The organism is Methylobacterium sp. ARG-1 (genome assembly GCF_001262595.1).
In the GTDB taxonomy this organism is placed as follows: domain Bacteria; phylum Pseudomonadota; class Alphaproteobacteria; order Rhizobiales; family Beijerinckiaceae; genus Methylobacterium; species Methylobacterium brachiatum.
The window spans coordinates 56,586-69,690 of the sequence record NZ_LHCD01000001.1 but is presented as its reverse complement, the minus strand read 5'-3'; the positions used below and the strand labels follow the sequence as shown (position 1 = coordinate 69,690).

Below are 13,105 nucleotides of genomic sequence, written 5' to 3'. Positions count from 1 at the left end.
TTTAGCTCGCCGATATAGCAAATTGTATAGGATTGTGGTGTAAATTTTACTATTCCTCAATCAGGGTCCAGTTGTTGCTTATCGCGGCCCTCCTATTCGTGGTCGGTGTGCTGGAAGGCTGGCGCTACCGGGCCCAGATGGTGGTGGCGAGCTCGATGCTCATCGCCCTGGTCTGCCTGCCGCTCTGGGCGCTCACCGCCACGATCGACGCCGAGAAGCTCCTGGTGCTGCTCGCCTACCTGGCCGCGCATCAATCCGGCTACCTCGTGGGGGCCTATGTCGGTGCCGGCCTCCACCGGGATCGGTGAACCCGCTCACCAGGTCCAGACGACCCGGCCCGTATAGAGATAGATCACCACCCAGATCCCGATCGACACGGTCAGCCACGTCACGACGACTGGTAGCGGCGGCTTCTCGCCCGCCTCGCGGCGCAGTCTCGCGAATGCGTCTTTCACCATCAGCCTCCCGTGCGCGACCTGCGCTGCAGACGCGAACGGAAGGGATCCGGGGAAAGTTTCAGGCTGCTGCTGCATCGGCGCGCGGCCCGCGAGCGCCGGGACGGGCGCCTTCGGGTCGCTCGGGGGCTCAGGGCCCGAACTGCACCGGAACGCTGAGGTCGGCCACCCCGGTCTCGGCCAGCAGCTCGGCGGGGGGCGCCTTGAACGGGCTCGCCCCCTGCACCGCCCGGAGCGCCCGCTGGTCGAGGCCGCGCGAGCCCGAGCTGCGCTCGATCTCGGCCTGGCGCACCGCGCCGTCGGCGGCGATCTCAACGCGCACCACCACCGTGCCGGCCGCCCCGCGGGTGTTCCCGCGCCGGTCGGCCCGATCGACCGCGTCGATCCGCGTGACGAGGGCCGACAGCCAATTGCGCACCGCGGGGGAGACGCCCGTCCGCGCCTCCGCCAGCCAGGGCACCAGCAGGAGACCGAGCACGACGGTTCCGTGAGTCAGCAGACGTGACGACATGCTGGAACAACGACCCTGTGGCTGATTGGTAGCCCGGCTATCCTCACGCCGAAGGGTTTACCGCTCGTGACCCTGCGAGCGAGCCGATGCGACGCGATGCCCGCGGTGATACGGGACGCCGCGCGGCCGCGACGCCGAGGATTGCGAGCCGCGCTTCCCTGCGCACCGGGCTCGACCCGGGCCGGCACGGCGTATCGGACGTGCGCGGGGGAAACTTGATCCAGGATGTGAAAGCTGCCTAGCCTCGCGCTTATGAAAGTCGATACCCCGGCTTCGACCCAAGGGGTCGCCGCAGACATCCGCCCGGACACGGGGCGGACCTGCGGCGGCGCCCGGCAAGTCCCCGCCCGGACACGCCCGAAACTCCGGTGCGGCTTCCGCATTCACCCTTGATCGAGGAGAAGGCCCACATGACCCGATTGGCGGAGCTGCAGAGCGACCCCGCATTCCAGCAAGCCGTGCTCGCGGTGCGCGGTGCGGCCAGCACGCTGAGCGGCCGCGCCGTCACCGCGGAGGAAGCCAGCTTCCTGGTCGGCATCGCGCTGGCGACCTTCGCCAGCTCCGGCGGCCTCAACGAGCCGAGCCTCAGCCGCCTCGCCCGGTTCTCCGACACGGTCGGGCAGAACGAGACCGTCGACAGCCTGATGAAGCACTGAGGGCGCCTCCAGCGTCCAGGCCCGGCGAAGGCCCCGCCCCGCGGAGGCCCGGTGGAACCGGCTACAGAAAGCCGATCCGCCGGGCCAGCATCACGACCAGGGCCAGGCAGGCCGCGAGACTGACCCCGAGCATCGCGACATTCGTCCAGAACCGGACCGGCCGGCTGGAGCCCTCGATCCCGCTGGCGCGCAGCCTGACCCAGGGAACGTAGAGGAAGAGCGCCACCACCGTCAGGACCAGGAACGCGAAGGTGACGAACCGGCCGGACAATAGCGCGGCCCCCGCCAGAACGGTCCAGCCGAGGACGATGCCCACCATGGTGAAAAGGGCCGTCGTGTTCACGTCCGCATCATCCCTCACGCGGATGCATCGGTCCGCCGTCCTGCGCGGCACGAAAGCCTCACCGGATCACGGCCGGTTATCGTACGATCCGCAGCGCGGGTTCAACGCGCAGCGCACGGGTTCGCCAGAACCGTGATCCAACTACGCTGACTTGGGGATGTTTGAGAGATGTCTGGTGCTGCGAGACAGGATTGAACTGTCGACCTCTTCATTACCAATGAAGTGCTCTACCACTGAGCTACCGCAGCAAGCGCCGTGGCGACCCCGCTGGGGGCGTGTCCGTCCGGCTGAGAGGGGCCATAAAGGATCGACGGGGCGTTGGCAACGGTGGATTACGCGTCCGTTGGTTTAACTTGGCGGCAGGCGGCACGAATGATCGCCGCGAGACCCGGCTCGGACACGGCCTCGGCCGCCTCCGCCGGGGTGAACCAGCGCAGCTCGCGCTGGTGGACCTCAGGGAAGTTCTTGAGCTGCTTGCGCACCTCGAGCGGGAAGACCTTCACCTGGCACAGGACGGCATCCAGGTTCTTCAGGCGCTTCTGGTAGAAATAATAGCCGAGCGGCCGCTTGCCGACGTCACCGCGCAGGCCGGCCTCCTCGTAGGCTTCGCGGGCCGCCGCCTCGAACGGCTTGCGGCCTTTCATCGGCCAGCCCTTCGGGATCACCCAGCGCCGGCTCTCCCGCGAGGTCACCAGCAGAATCCGGTTCTCACCGTCGCTACCCACCTGGAACGGCAGGACGCCGACTTGGCGGCGCGGCTCGGCCACGTCCTCGATGGCGGCGGTCACGGCCGTACCGGGCGGGACGAAGCCCGCATGGAGCCCCGCCGGGTCGGAAGCGGGACTGGAAGGTGAAGCGGCGAACGGATGGTCGGGCCCTCATCGGCGGCTGCCTGAATCAGCAAGAAAATACGCTGTATCAGCAACCCCCGTCAACGTAACCGCGCGAGCCAAGGAGAAGTTCAGCACAAAACTGATAATTCCTCCGCAGCTCTTTTGTTATCCGACTAACGTCAGGCCCGTCGCCGCACTATCCGGCCCGCCGGACCGGATGTTCGCCGGCGGCCGGGACCGCAGCGGCCGCCATGCCGGCCGAGACCGGATCCGCCGCCGGGGCAGGGGCCGTCTTGCTCGCGGGCATGATGGTCGGAAGCGGGGCCGTCGGCGCCGGAGCCGAATGTGCCGGGACGAGAGCGGGCTGCGTCTCCTCGGGTTCCTCCGGCTCCATCGCGGGGGCGGCGGCCGCCAGCGTGTTCGGAGGCTCGCGCCACACGAAGGCGTCGAGCCGACCGGTGACCGGCGAGACCGGCGCCCAGGTGTCGGAGGCGATCCCGTCGGCGATCCAGACCGGATCGCGCGGCGCCCGGGCTGCCCGGGCCAGCCATTCGCGGGCCTGTCCGGACGCGGCACCGTGCTCGGCCTCCTCGATCGCCGCCATCATCAGGCAGGCGCGCGCTGTCGGCCGTTCGGCCAGCAGCGGCTTCACGGCCTCCCGGGCCCGCTTGTAATCCCGTGCGTCGAGGGCGGCCTGCCCCAAAGCGAGCCGGGATTCCGGATGCCAGACGGAGAGCTTGGCCAGCACCTCGGCCCGGGCCAGCCGGTCCCGGACCGAATCGCCGGGCCGCAGGCCGAGATAGGTCTTGGCGAGGTCGGGATGGGGATTGGCCTTCCAGGCCGCCTCGACGACCTTGGCGGCCTTGCGCAGGTCGCCCCGGCGGGACAGGAGCCGGCCGGCGATGCAGGCCGCCGGGACCAGGTCGGGGGCGAGCTTGACCGCCTGCAGCGCCCGCTCCGCGGCGAGTTCGGGCTCGCCGGCCTCGCGCTCGCCGGCGATCGCCGTCAGCAGCACGGCGCGCTGGCGTCGGGCGGTCGGCTTGTCGATCAGGCCCAGCGACGAGCGACGCTCGATGGTCTCCAGGGCCGAGGCCCAGTCGCCGTCAGCGGATTGCGCCTCGAGCATCGCCTCGTTAGCCCAGGTGACGCTCGGGGCGAGGCGGGCGGCCTCCACCGCGTAGGCGCGGGCGGCGGTCTCGTCCTCGCGGCGGCGGGCCTCCACGAACAGGCCGCGCAGGCCGAGAACCCGGGTCTCGGGGTCGTCGACCATGCGCTGGAAGGCGCTCTCGGCGGCGTCGCGGTCGCCCGAGATCTGGGCCGCCTGTGCCTTGAGCAGCAGGGTCAGCGGCTCGGGCCCGAGCAGCCGCTCGGCATCCCCGGCATAACGGCGGGCGGCGAGCGGATCGCCCGAGCCCACCGCCACCATCCCGCGCGAGAGGGCGGACAAGCCCTTGGCGCGGCGACGCTCGGCCGAGCCGCGGACCAGCGCCTCCGGCAGGCCGATCACGCCGCGCACGATCGCCCAGAGCAGGCCGAGGACGATCGCGGCCGCGATGACGCCCACCAGGGCGACCGCGAGGCTGGTGCCGATCTGGTAGCCGTTCCAGACGATGGTGACGGTGCCGGGCCGGTCGGCGATCCAGACCGCCCCGAAGGCGGCAAGTGCGAGCAGGGCCAGGAAGGCGAGGGCGCGCCACATGGGGTCAGTGTCTCCTGTCGATGGCCGCCGGGCGGCCGCCGCTGGGTCCGGAAGGGGCGGGGCCGCTGCGGGCCCGCCCGGATTTGATGCAGCCGCGCAGCGCGCGGGTCGGCGCCGTCACGCCTAGCGGCCGGATGGCGCCGCCGGAGCGGTACCGGGGGCCGGATCCGTCGGCAGGGCCTTGAAGGCGCCGGCGAGCAGCGTCCGCACGGCCTCCTCGGCGGCGGCGCGGGCCTTGAGCTTGGCGGCGAAATCCCCCGCCTGGTCCCGCGCCTCGGCCGGCAGGGCCGCGAAGGCCGCAGAGGCCGCCGGAAGGTCGCCGCGGTCGAGCGCCGCCTGGACCTTGGTCTCGGGCTCGTCGGACGCCTCCGGCGTGGCGGAGGCCGCATCGACCTTGCGGACCTGCACGAGGCCGTCGGCCATGCTCAGGAGCTTGGTGCGGAAATCGCCGGCCTCGGCGGCGCTCTTGGCCCGCTGCGCCCGACGCTTGGCCGCGATCTGCTCGGCGATGGGCCGGAAGTCGTTGGCGAGCTGAGCCGTCGTGGGCGCGCCGGATTCGGCGAAGGGCGCGAGCGCCGCCGCCTGGGATTCGGCACCGGGATCGAGCTTGCGCAGGGTCGCGAGCGGCTCCGCGTAGGGCATGCCGGCCGCCAGCGCCGACGCCACCCGGTCGGCCACCACGACCCGCAGGGCCGCCTGGACGGTGGCGACCTCGGCGCGCTGGGCCAGGCCCTTGTCGAGGGCCGCGATCTTGTCGGCCTGCTCCTGCAGCCGGCGATCGACCGCCTTCGCGGCCTCGGCCGCCTGAGCTTGGCCGGCCTCGACGGCGGTGCGGCTCGCCTGCGTCGCCGCCTGGACCGCCTCGGTGGCGGCCTTCACGCGGGAATCGAGGGCCTGCTGCAGCGCGTCGAGGCGCTGCCCGAGGGCGGCGTCGGCCTCGGCACTGGCCTTGGTCCGCGTCTCGACCTCGCTCTGCAGGGCGGCGATCTTCTTCGACGCCTCGGCGACCTCGCCCTTGGCGGACTGGTCCGATTCGAGCGCCTTTACCCGCGCATCGAGATCGGCCACCTGCTTCGGATCGATGGCCTGGGCCGCGCCGAGCTTCGAATCGGCCTGCTGGTCGCGACCGGGCTCCCGGCCGGGCTCCTCCTGAAGCGCGGCGACCCGCTGATCGAGGCTGTCGAGCCGCGCCGCGAGATCGGCCGGCACGGCCGGCGCTGCCCCGGCGGCCTGCCCCTCCGTCGGGGTGCCGCCGGGCGCCGGGGTCTTCTCCAGCGCCTGCCGGGCCGCGGTCTCGGCGGCGGCGACGCGCTTGTCGAGCTCGGTGAGGGCGTCGCGGGGGGCGAGTCCGTCCACGCGCTTGTCCAGCGAGGCGACCTGACCGGACAGGGACGGATCGGCGGCGTTCGGGCGCAGCATGCCGCCGATTCCGGCGCGTTCGGCGCCGAACAGCGCGCCCGCGCCGATCAGGCCGCCGAGCAGGCCGGCCGCCGCCAGCGAGCCGAACCCGGCCCGAGCGCGCCCCGGCTGCGGGTTCGGGACAGTCACGGCCTTCCCGCCCGGGACCGGTCCCTTCGGGGGCTCCTTGCCCGCATCCTTCGGCGTGTCCTTCGCTCCATCCTTCGGCATCTCCTTGCCGGGCTGCGGCGGATCGGGGATGCGCTTGGCCTTGAGATCGAGGATCGGGCCAGCCGTCACCGCGGCGGACGCGGCACCGGTCGCGGTGGCGCCGGGGCGGGGTGTGCCGCCCGTCTGCGCACCCGCACCGGGCTGACCGGGCTTGCCGGGATCCGCTTTGCCGGGCTCGACCCTCGCCCCCGCCGTCGCGGGACCGGTTGCGCCGGTGGCGCCGGGCTGCGACGCCTGGGCCTTGCCGTCCCCCGGACGGCCGGACGGCCCCGGTCCGGACTTCGCGAGATCCGCGGCGCCCGCCGGCGTGGTTGGTTTGCCAGCTTCGGGTTTGCCCTCGGCCGCACCGGGGCCGCCCGGCTTGGCGGTCGTGACCGGATCGGTCGCCGGCTTGGGCGGCGTGGCACTCGGTGCCTGATTCGCGGCGGCCTGCGCGGCCTTAGCGCCGCCGACTGCGGGCGTCGGCGACTTCGCCCCGGGCGTCACTTCGCCAGGCTTGGCATCGCCAGACTTGACCTCGTCCGGCTTCGGACCGCCGGTTCCGGGCTTGTCGGCGTCGCTGGGTGGTGGCGTCACGAGCAAGTCCTCCAACTCTTCGGCGTCGCCGCGCCCCCGTAGCACCGCCGCGGCACCGGGCGCGAGGGCGAGATACGGCGGCTCTGTCGCTCTGTCACCGCGCGCCGTCACCGAGGCGAGGCGCAAGGGCATCGAGCAGGTCCGTTTCCCGCGGCCGTCCCGCGACGAAATGGACCGCGACGCCGGCTGCTTCCAGGGGAAACGCGACATCAGCCGACAGGCAGTAATGCCTCAGGCGGCGGAAAGCTCCGCCGTGTCCCGATTGGTCTGCGAGCGCCAGCGCGACGGCCGCGCTGCGGCGGGAATAATGCAGCGCGGCATCGAGCGCCCCGGCGGTCAGCGCGGCGTTCACGGCATCCGGCAGGGCGGGCACGGGCTCCGCCGCGTAGGCGACGACGATGTCGACTGCGAATCCGGCCGCCGCCAGGCTCGAACCGGGCTCGGCCTTGCGCTCCGCCCCGGTGGCATGGAGCAGCCGGGCGCCCGGCGGCAGGCTCTCGGCGACCAGGGCGGCGAGCCCGGCCGCGTCGCCCGGACCCTCCCGCACCGGCCCGAGCCCGGCCGCGCGCGCCAGGGCGGCGGTGCGAGCCCCCACCGCGAAGACCGGCAGGCCCCGCAAGGCGGCGGCGTCCCGGAGCGCCGGCACGGCGTTGGCGCTGGTGAGCAGCAGGCCGTCGAAGGGTCCCTCGGGCGGCACCGCGCCGGTCGGCCGCACCGCCAGCACGGGGGCGACGAGGGGCGCATGCCCCCGCGCCGCCAGCGCCGCGCCGGTCCGGGATGCCCCCGGCTCGGGCCGGGCGACCCAGACGCGCAACCGCTAGCCTTCCAGGGTCAGGCGGACGCCGTGGCGCGCCTGCCCGCCCGGCGGGAGCAGGCGCTGCGAATCGCGCTCCTGCAGCGGGCCCGAGAAATCCGCCCAGTCGGCGTAGCCGGTCCAGCACTCCAGCGACAGGAACGGCGCGGTCGGCTTTGTCCAGACGGCGAGATGCGGGAACTCCTCCATCTCCATCCGGATCGCCTTGTCGGGCCCGGTGAAGCGCATCCGGCGGCTCTTGGCGTTCCGGAACACGAAGGCTTCGGTGAAGATCGCCGGATCCAGCGGCAGCGTGCTGCCGACCAACGGGATCGGCTGCTCCGCGCGCAGCAGAAGGCCGCCGGGGCCGACCTGCGGCGCGAATGGGCGTTCGGCCTGCTCGAACTCGACCGCGTAGCCGCCATCCCTGGCCCGCGCGCCGCCCGCGAAGGGCCACGGGAAGGCCGGGTGGAAGCCGAGCGCGTAGGGCAGGGGGGCGTCGCCGGGGTTGGCCACGGTGACCTCGAGATCGAGGCCGGCGGGACGCACCCGGGCGGCGACATCGAGCCGGAACGCGAACGGGTAGTGCCGCCGGGTCTCCGGCCCGTCGGCTAGCCGCAGAATCACCGCGTCGGCGCTGCGCTCCACCACCGAGAAGGGCAGGTCCCGGGCGAAGCCGTGCTGCGCCATCGGGTAGGTCTCGGACCCGACCGTCACCTGCCCACCGGTCGAAGCACCGACCACCGGGAAGAGCCAGGGCGCGTGCCGATTCCAATGCGCCGGGTCGCCGCTCCACAGATACTCGGCCCCACCGACCCGCCAGGAGACCGGCTCGGCGCCGTGGGTGGCGAGCGTGGCCGTGGTTCCATCCGGCGCGGTCAGGTCGATGCGCGTGCTCAAGCGGGCCTCCCGGGCGATCCTCGGACAGCCGAGGTAACGGACGCGGGCCGGGACGCAAGGGGCGCGGGCCCTCGACAGGCGCGGCGGCTTGGAGGTTCACCCCGCCTCCCCCGTTCGCCGCCGACCCGCGGGATCGTGCTCGGAGGCCTGCACGGCTCCCGAGACACGCATGAGCGTAAACGCCGTTCGTCTGCTTCCGTACGGAGCCCGCAGAAGCGGAACCGTCTGTCCACGTGTGACGAGCTGGATCGCCTTCGCCCTGCGGCCAAAGTTCCGAGACGAAACAGCGGCCGTCGACCCGTCGGATCGACGGTCGAAGAAGCGCGAGCCGACAGCGGCTGCAACCACGCGTCTATAACTGCCACAACCCGAGATTTTATAACCTATATTAGAAGCAGTCGTTTTGGATCGCGCAATACGCCAGATTAACGGTCTAAAAAGCGGACCCCTATAGCCAGTGACTGCTATCTCCGTCCCCGGTTTTACGTGATGCTCAAGGTCGTTGGCTGCTTCGTCGATTCCCATGATGTCTGGCTCGTCGGTCTGGCGGCTCTGACGTGCGCCCTGGCGGCGACCACGTGCATCGAGCTTCTGCGGCATGCCCGCAAAGCGACCTCAGGGATCCGGGCGGTCTGGCTCTGCGTCGCGGCGGTGGCCGGGGGATCCGGCATCTGGGCGACTCACTTCATCGCCATGCTGGCCTTCGAGCCGAACCTGCCGAGCGCCTACGCCGTCGGCCTCACGGGCCTCTCGCTCATCTACGCCGTCACCATCACCGGGCTCGGCCTCGCCATCGCGATCACCCCCGCCCTGCCGTTCGCGGCCGCGCTCGGCGGCGCCGTCCTCGGGCTCGGCATCGCGGCCATGCACTATACCGGCATGGCCGCGTTCGAGATCGCCGGGCACATCCGCTGGGATCGCGCCCTCGTGGCGGCGTCCCTGGTCCTCGGCGCGTTCTTGGCCGGCGCCGCCCTGCCGGTGGCGCTTTCGGGCGAACGGCTGAAGGAGCGCCTGACGGGCGCGCTGCTGCTGCTGCTCGCGATCTGCAGCCACCATTTCGTCGCGATGGGCGCGGTCACGATCGTGCCCGATCCGGGCGTCCTGATATCGGAGAGCGCCATCCCGGCGCGCTGGCTCGCCGTCGGCGTCGCCCTGGCGAGCCTGGCCATCCTGTTCCTCGCCGGCGCGGCGCTGACCCTCGACATCCGCGATCGCCGCCAGGCGGTCCTGGAACGGGAGCGCCTGCACAGCCTCGCCAACGCCGCGGTCGAAGGACTGGTCGTGTGCCGCGGCGATCGCATCGTCAGTGCCAACGACAGCTTCGGCGCCCTCGTCGGCGTCGCCGCCGCCGACCTGTCGGGAATCCCGCTGTCGCGGTTCCTGCCGGAAGCCGCGACGCGCCTGGCGCTGGCCACCCCGGCGGATCAGCCGGTGGAGACGGAGCTGCAGCGCGCCGAAGACGCCTCCAAGATCCCGGTCGAGCTGATCGTGCGGCCGGTCACCTACGGCAACCAGCCGCATTACGCCATCGCGGTCCGCGATCTGCGCGCCCGGCGCCGGGCCGAGGGACAGATCGAGTTCCTGGCGCACCACGATGCCCTCACCAGCCTCGCCAACCGGGCGCGCTTCAACCAGCGCCTGGATCAGGAACTGAAGGTCGCCAAGGTGACGGGCCGGCGGCTGGCGGTGCTCTGCCTCGACCTGGACCGGTTCAAGGAGGTTAACGACCTGTTCGGCCACGCGGCCGGCGACGCCATGCTGATCACCGTCGCGAAGTCGGTGAGCGCGCTTCTCGACAAGACCCAGCTGATGGCCCGGCTGGGAGGCGATGAATTCGCGATCCTCATGCCCTGCGATCAAGCGATCGCGGCCGGGCGCCTGGCCGAGCAGATCCTGGACGCCCTGCGCGACAGTGCCGACGGGGCCGGCCCCACGATCGCCACCAGCGTCGGCATCGCGCTCTTCCCCGACGACACGGATGAGCGGGCCTCGCTCCTGAGCTACGCCGACACGGCGCTCTACCGCGCCAAGTCCGAGGGCCGCGGCACCTACCGGTTCTTCGAGGCGCGCATGGGCGCACAGGTCCGCGAGCGGGGCCTCCTCGAGCACGACATGCGGCATGCCGTGGCCCGCGGCGAGATGCACCTCGTCTATCAGCCGCAGACCGACGTGCGGGACGGGTCCGTGCTCGGCTTCGAGGTGCTGCTGCGCTGGCAGCATCCGCAGCGCGGCGCGGTGCCACCGAGCCTGTTCATCCCGATCGCGGAGGAGAGCGGCGCGATCCTGCAGATCGGCGAATGGGTGCTGCGGGAAGCCTGCCGCGAGGCCGCCGGCTGGCCGAACCCGCTCACCATCGCCGTCAACGTCTCGGGCCTGCAGCTCCACGCGCCGCACTTCGCGCAGCTGGTCCACGAGGTCCTGTTCCAGACCGGGCTGAAGCCCGAGCGCCTGGAGATCGAGATCACCGAAACGGCCCTGATCCGCGATCCCGCCCGGGCCCAGTCCACCCTGCGCCAGCTCAAGGCCCTGGGGGTGCGCATCGCCATGGACGATTTCGGGACCGGTTATTCCTCCCTGTCGAACCTGCGGACCTATCCGTTCGACCGGATCAAGATCGACGGCTCGTTCATCCGGGCGGTGGACGGCAACGAGCAGGCCGCCGCGATCGTCCGGTCCATGCTCGGCCTCGGCCGTGGCCTGGGCCTTCCGGTCCTGGCCGAGGGCGTCGAGACGGAAGCGGAACTCGGTTTCCTGGTCACTGAGAATTGCGACGCCGCGCAGGGCTACCTGATGGGTCGGCCCGCCGCGATCGCGACGTTCACCGCGCACACGCACGGCCCGGAACCCGACAGGGACGGGCAGGCTCTGGTGGCCTGACCGCCTTCGTTCACGCCACGGCTCCCAACCCCGGCAGGATCGTCTCCGGCGGCCCGGAGGCGACGAGCCGGCCGGCCTCCAGCACATGGACCGCGTCGGCCCCCTCCAGGGTGGAGAGCCGGTGGGCGATCAGGATCAGGGTGCGCCGGCCCGCGAGCGCCCGCATGGCGCGCATCACCGCCCCTTGCGTCTCGTCGTCCAGTGCCGAGGTCGCCTCGTCGAACACGATCACGTCCGGGTCGTGATAGAGCGCCCGGGCGATGCCGATCCGCTGGCGCTGGCCGCCCGACAGCCGCGCCCCGCGCTCGCCGACGCGCTCGCCGTAGCCGCGGGGCAGGGCGGCCACGAAGTCGTGGGCGCCCGCGAGCCGGGCCGCGCGCTCGACCGCGGCGAGGTCCGGCACGTCGAGGCCCAGCGCGATGTTCTCGGCCACCGTGCCGTCCACGAGAAACACGTCCTGCGGGACGTAGCCGATGCGGTTCTGCCAGGCGGGGAGGGCGCTCGCGTCGAGCACACGCCCATCCACGGTGATCCGGCCGGTTCCCGGGGTGAGCACCCCCAGCAGCAGGCCCGCCAGGGTCGATTTGCCCGAGCCGGTGCGGCCGGCGAGCCCGATCGTGGTGTTGACCGGGATGGTGAGGTCGATCCCGCTGAGCGCCGGCCGGCCGGTGCCGTAATCGAACCCGATGCCGTCCAGCCGGATTTCTCTCGCAAAGGGGAGGCGCTCACCGGTGCGAGGCGCGGGATGACGTTCATCGGCGAGCTCGTCGACGATCACCTGCACCACCGGGCTGTAGAACCGCATCAGCGCGATCGAGGTAAAAATATTCTGGAAGGCCGGCAGCATCCGGTAGCCCGCGAAGGCGAACAGGCCGAGCAGCGGCAGGATCCCGGCGACGTCGAGCCCCTGGGCGAGCGCGAACAGCACCACCACGATCACCCCGCCGAAGGCCAGGGCCTCGATGACGAAGCGCGGCATCTGGCCGGTGAGCAGGCTCGCCGCCGTGGCGACCGCGTAGGCGCGGGCCGGGGCGTCGAACCGGCCCGCGAAGGCCTCGGCCCGGCCGTAGAGCTTCAATTCCGTGAGCGCCCCGAAAGTCTCCTGCACGATCCGGAACCGGGCCTCGTTGTCGGCCACCGAGCGGCCGCCGAGCCGGGCGAGCCGGGCCCGCATGATGAGGTAGATCCCGACATAAAGGCCGCCGAAGCCGCCCCCGAGGATCAAAGCGAGCTGGGGCGCGTAGGCCAACAGGAAGACGATCACGGCGAGCGCCGAGGTCGCCCGGGAGGCCAGCACGGTGGCCGGGGTCAGCACGCCGACCACCAGCCGGTCGGTCTCGGACAGGACGTTCTTGGCGAGCTCGGCGCTGTTGGCCCGGGCGAAGAACAGCCGCTCCCGGTCGAGGTAGCGGAACAGCAGCCGGCGGCTGAACCCGTAGCCGGCCAGATGCGTGAACAGGAGCTGCGCGTAGGTGAGCCCGGCATTGACCACGGCGGTGGTCAGGATCGCCAGCAGCGCTGCCCCGCCGGTGACCAGCAGGAAGCTGCGCTCGTCGCTAAGGCCGAGGGTCTCACGGGCCTGGGCGAGGTAGGGCACCCGGGTCGCCGCCGAGGGGTCGCCGACCAGGGTCAGGAACGGGATCACCGAAGCGACGCCAACCACCTCCAGCAGAGCCGCGATCGCCAGGCCCAGCGCGATCAGGGCGAGGCGCCGCCGATCGCGCGCGCGCATGATCCGAACGAGGTCGATCAACGCGCGCATGGTTCGGGACGGATCGGCGGAAGGGCTCGCATGGCCGGGCCGGGCTTAGAGGGCTCGGTGCCGAAGGGGAA

The 13,105-nt window shown here is 72.0% G+C and carries 12 protein-coding genes and 1 tRNA gene; 3 read left to right on the top strand and 10 right to left on the bottom strand.

Annotated elements, in window-relative coordinates:
- The first annotated feature begins 74 nt into the window (after positions 1-74).
- Entirely contained in the window at positions 75-308 is a 234-nt protein-coding gene (locus AKJ13_RS00320) for a hypothetical protein (RefSeq protein WP_039902477.1), read from the top strand.
- A gap of 6 nt (positions 309-314) precedes the next feature.
- Here the strand turns inward: AKJ13_RS00320 and AKJ13_RS31820 are convergent, their stop codons facing one another.
- Together AKJ13_RS31820 and AKJ13_RS00315 are read right to left on the bottom strand one after the other, a co-directional pair.
- Positions 315-458 (bottom strand): hypothetical protein, encoded by a 144-nt coding sequence (locus AKJ13_RS31820; protein WP_160320587.1) that lies wholly within the window; start codon positions 456-458, stop codon positions 315-317.
- Between the two features lie 127 nt (positions 459-585).
- The gene (locus AKJ13_RS00315) at positions 586-966 is read right to left on the bottom strand and encodes an energy transducer TonB (protein WP_050731613.1); all 381 of its coding nucleotides are present in this window, start codon (positions 964-966) and stop codon (positions 586-588) included.
- A gap of 410 nt (positions 967-1,376) precedes the next feature.
- Here AKJ13_RS00315 and AKJ13_RS00310 point away from each other — a divergent pair, with 410 nt between their 5' ends.
- On the top strand, positions 1,377-1,622 hold the full coding sequence (locus AKJ13_RS00310) for a hypothetical protein (RefSeq protein WP_007560783.1): 246 nt from the start codon (positions 1,377-1,379) through the stop codon (positions 1,620-1,622).
- A 61-nt stretch (positions 1,623-1,683) separates the two neighbouring features.
- On the opposite strand, the gene AKJ13_RS00305 is transcribed toward AKJ13_RS00310, so the two are convergent.
- The 7 genes from AKJ13_RS00305 to AKJ13_RS00275 form a co-directional block, all read right to left on the bottom strand.
- Positions 1,684-1,965, bottom strand: coding sequence for a hypothetical protein (locus AKJ13_RS00305; RefSeq protein WP_050731612.1), 282 nt, complete (start codon positions 1,963-1,965; stop codon positions 1,684-1,686).
- A gap of 173 nt (positions 1,966-2,138) precedes the next feature.
- Positions 2,139-2,213: transfer RNA gene (locus AKJ13_RS00300), tRNA-Thr, on the bottom strand.
- Positions 2,214-2,297: 84 nt separating this feature from the next.
- Positions 2,298-2,753: an NUDIX hydrolase gene (locus AKJ13_RS00295; RefSeq protein WP_050731611.1), complete on the bottom strand. Its 456-nt coding sequence runs from the start codon at positions 2,751-2,753 to the stop codon at positions 2,298-2,300.
- 241 nt (positions 2,754-2,994) lie between these two features.
- The gene (locus tag AKJ13_RS00290; RefSeq protein ID WP_050731610.1) at positions 2,995-4,497 is read right to left on the bottom strand and encodes a heme biosynthesis HemY N-terminal domain-containing protein; all 1,503 of its coding nucleotides are present in this window, start codon (positions 4,495-4,497) and stop codon (positions 2,995-2,997) included.
- Positions 4,498-4,620: 123 nt separating this feature from the next.
- Positions 4,621-6,834 carry a translation initiation factor 2 gene (locus tag AKJ13_RS00285; RefSeq protein WP_050731609.1) on the bottom strand — a complete coding sequence of 738 codons (2,214 nt, stop codon included), beginning with the start codon at positions 6,832-6,834 and terminating at the stop codon, positions 4,621-4,623.
- Positions 6,797-7,516 (bottom strand): uroporphyrinogen-III synthase, encoded by a 720-nt coding sequence (locus tag AKJ13_RS00280; protein ID WP_050731608.1) that lies wholly within the window; start codon positions 7,514-7,516, stop codon positions 6,797-6,799. The genes AKJ13_RS00285 and AKJ13_RS00280 overlap by 38 nt, the downstream gene beginning before the upstream one ends.
- A gap of 3 nt (positions 7,517-7,519) precedes the next feature.
- The gene (locus AKJ13_RS00275) at positions 7,520-8,395 is read right to left on the bottom strand and encodes an aldose 1-epimerase family protein (protein WP_050731607.1); all 876 of its coding nucleotides are present in this window, start codon (positions 8,393-8,395) and stop codon (positions 7,520-7,522) included.
- Between the two features lie 489 nt (positions 8,396-8,884).
- Here AKJ13_RS00275 and AKJ13_RS00270 point away from each other — a divergent pair, with 489 nt between their 5' ends.
- Positions 8,885-11,272, top strand: coding sequence for an EAL domain-containing protein (locus AKJ13_RS00270; protein ID WP_050731606.1), 2,388 nt, complete (start codon positions 8,885-8,887; stop codon positions 11,270-11,272).
- A gap of 10 nt (positions 11,273-11,282) precedes the next feature.
- On the opposite strand, the gene AKJ13_RS00265 is transcribed toward AKJ13_RS00270, so the two are convergent.
- Complete coding sequence (locus tag AKJ13_RS00265; RefSeq protein ID WP_050731605.1) at positions 11,283-13,034, bottom strand: ABC transporter ATP-binding protein; 1,752 nt, start codon at positions 13,032-13,034, stop codon at positions 11,283-11,285.
- Positions 13,035-13,105 lie beyond the last annotated feature (71 nt).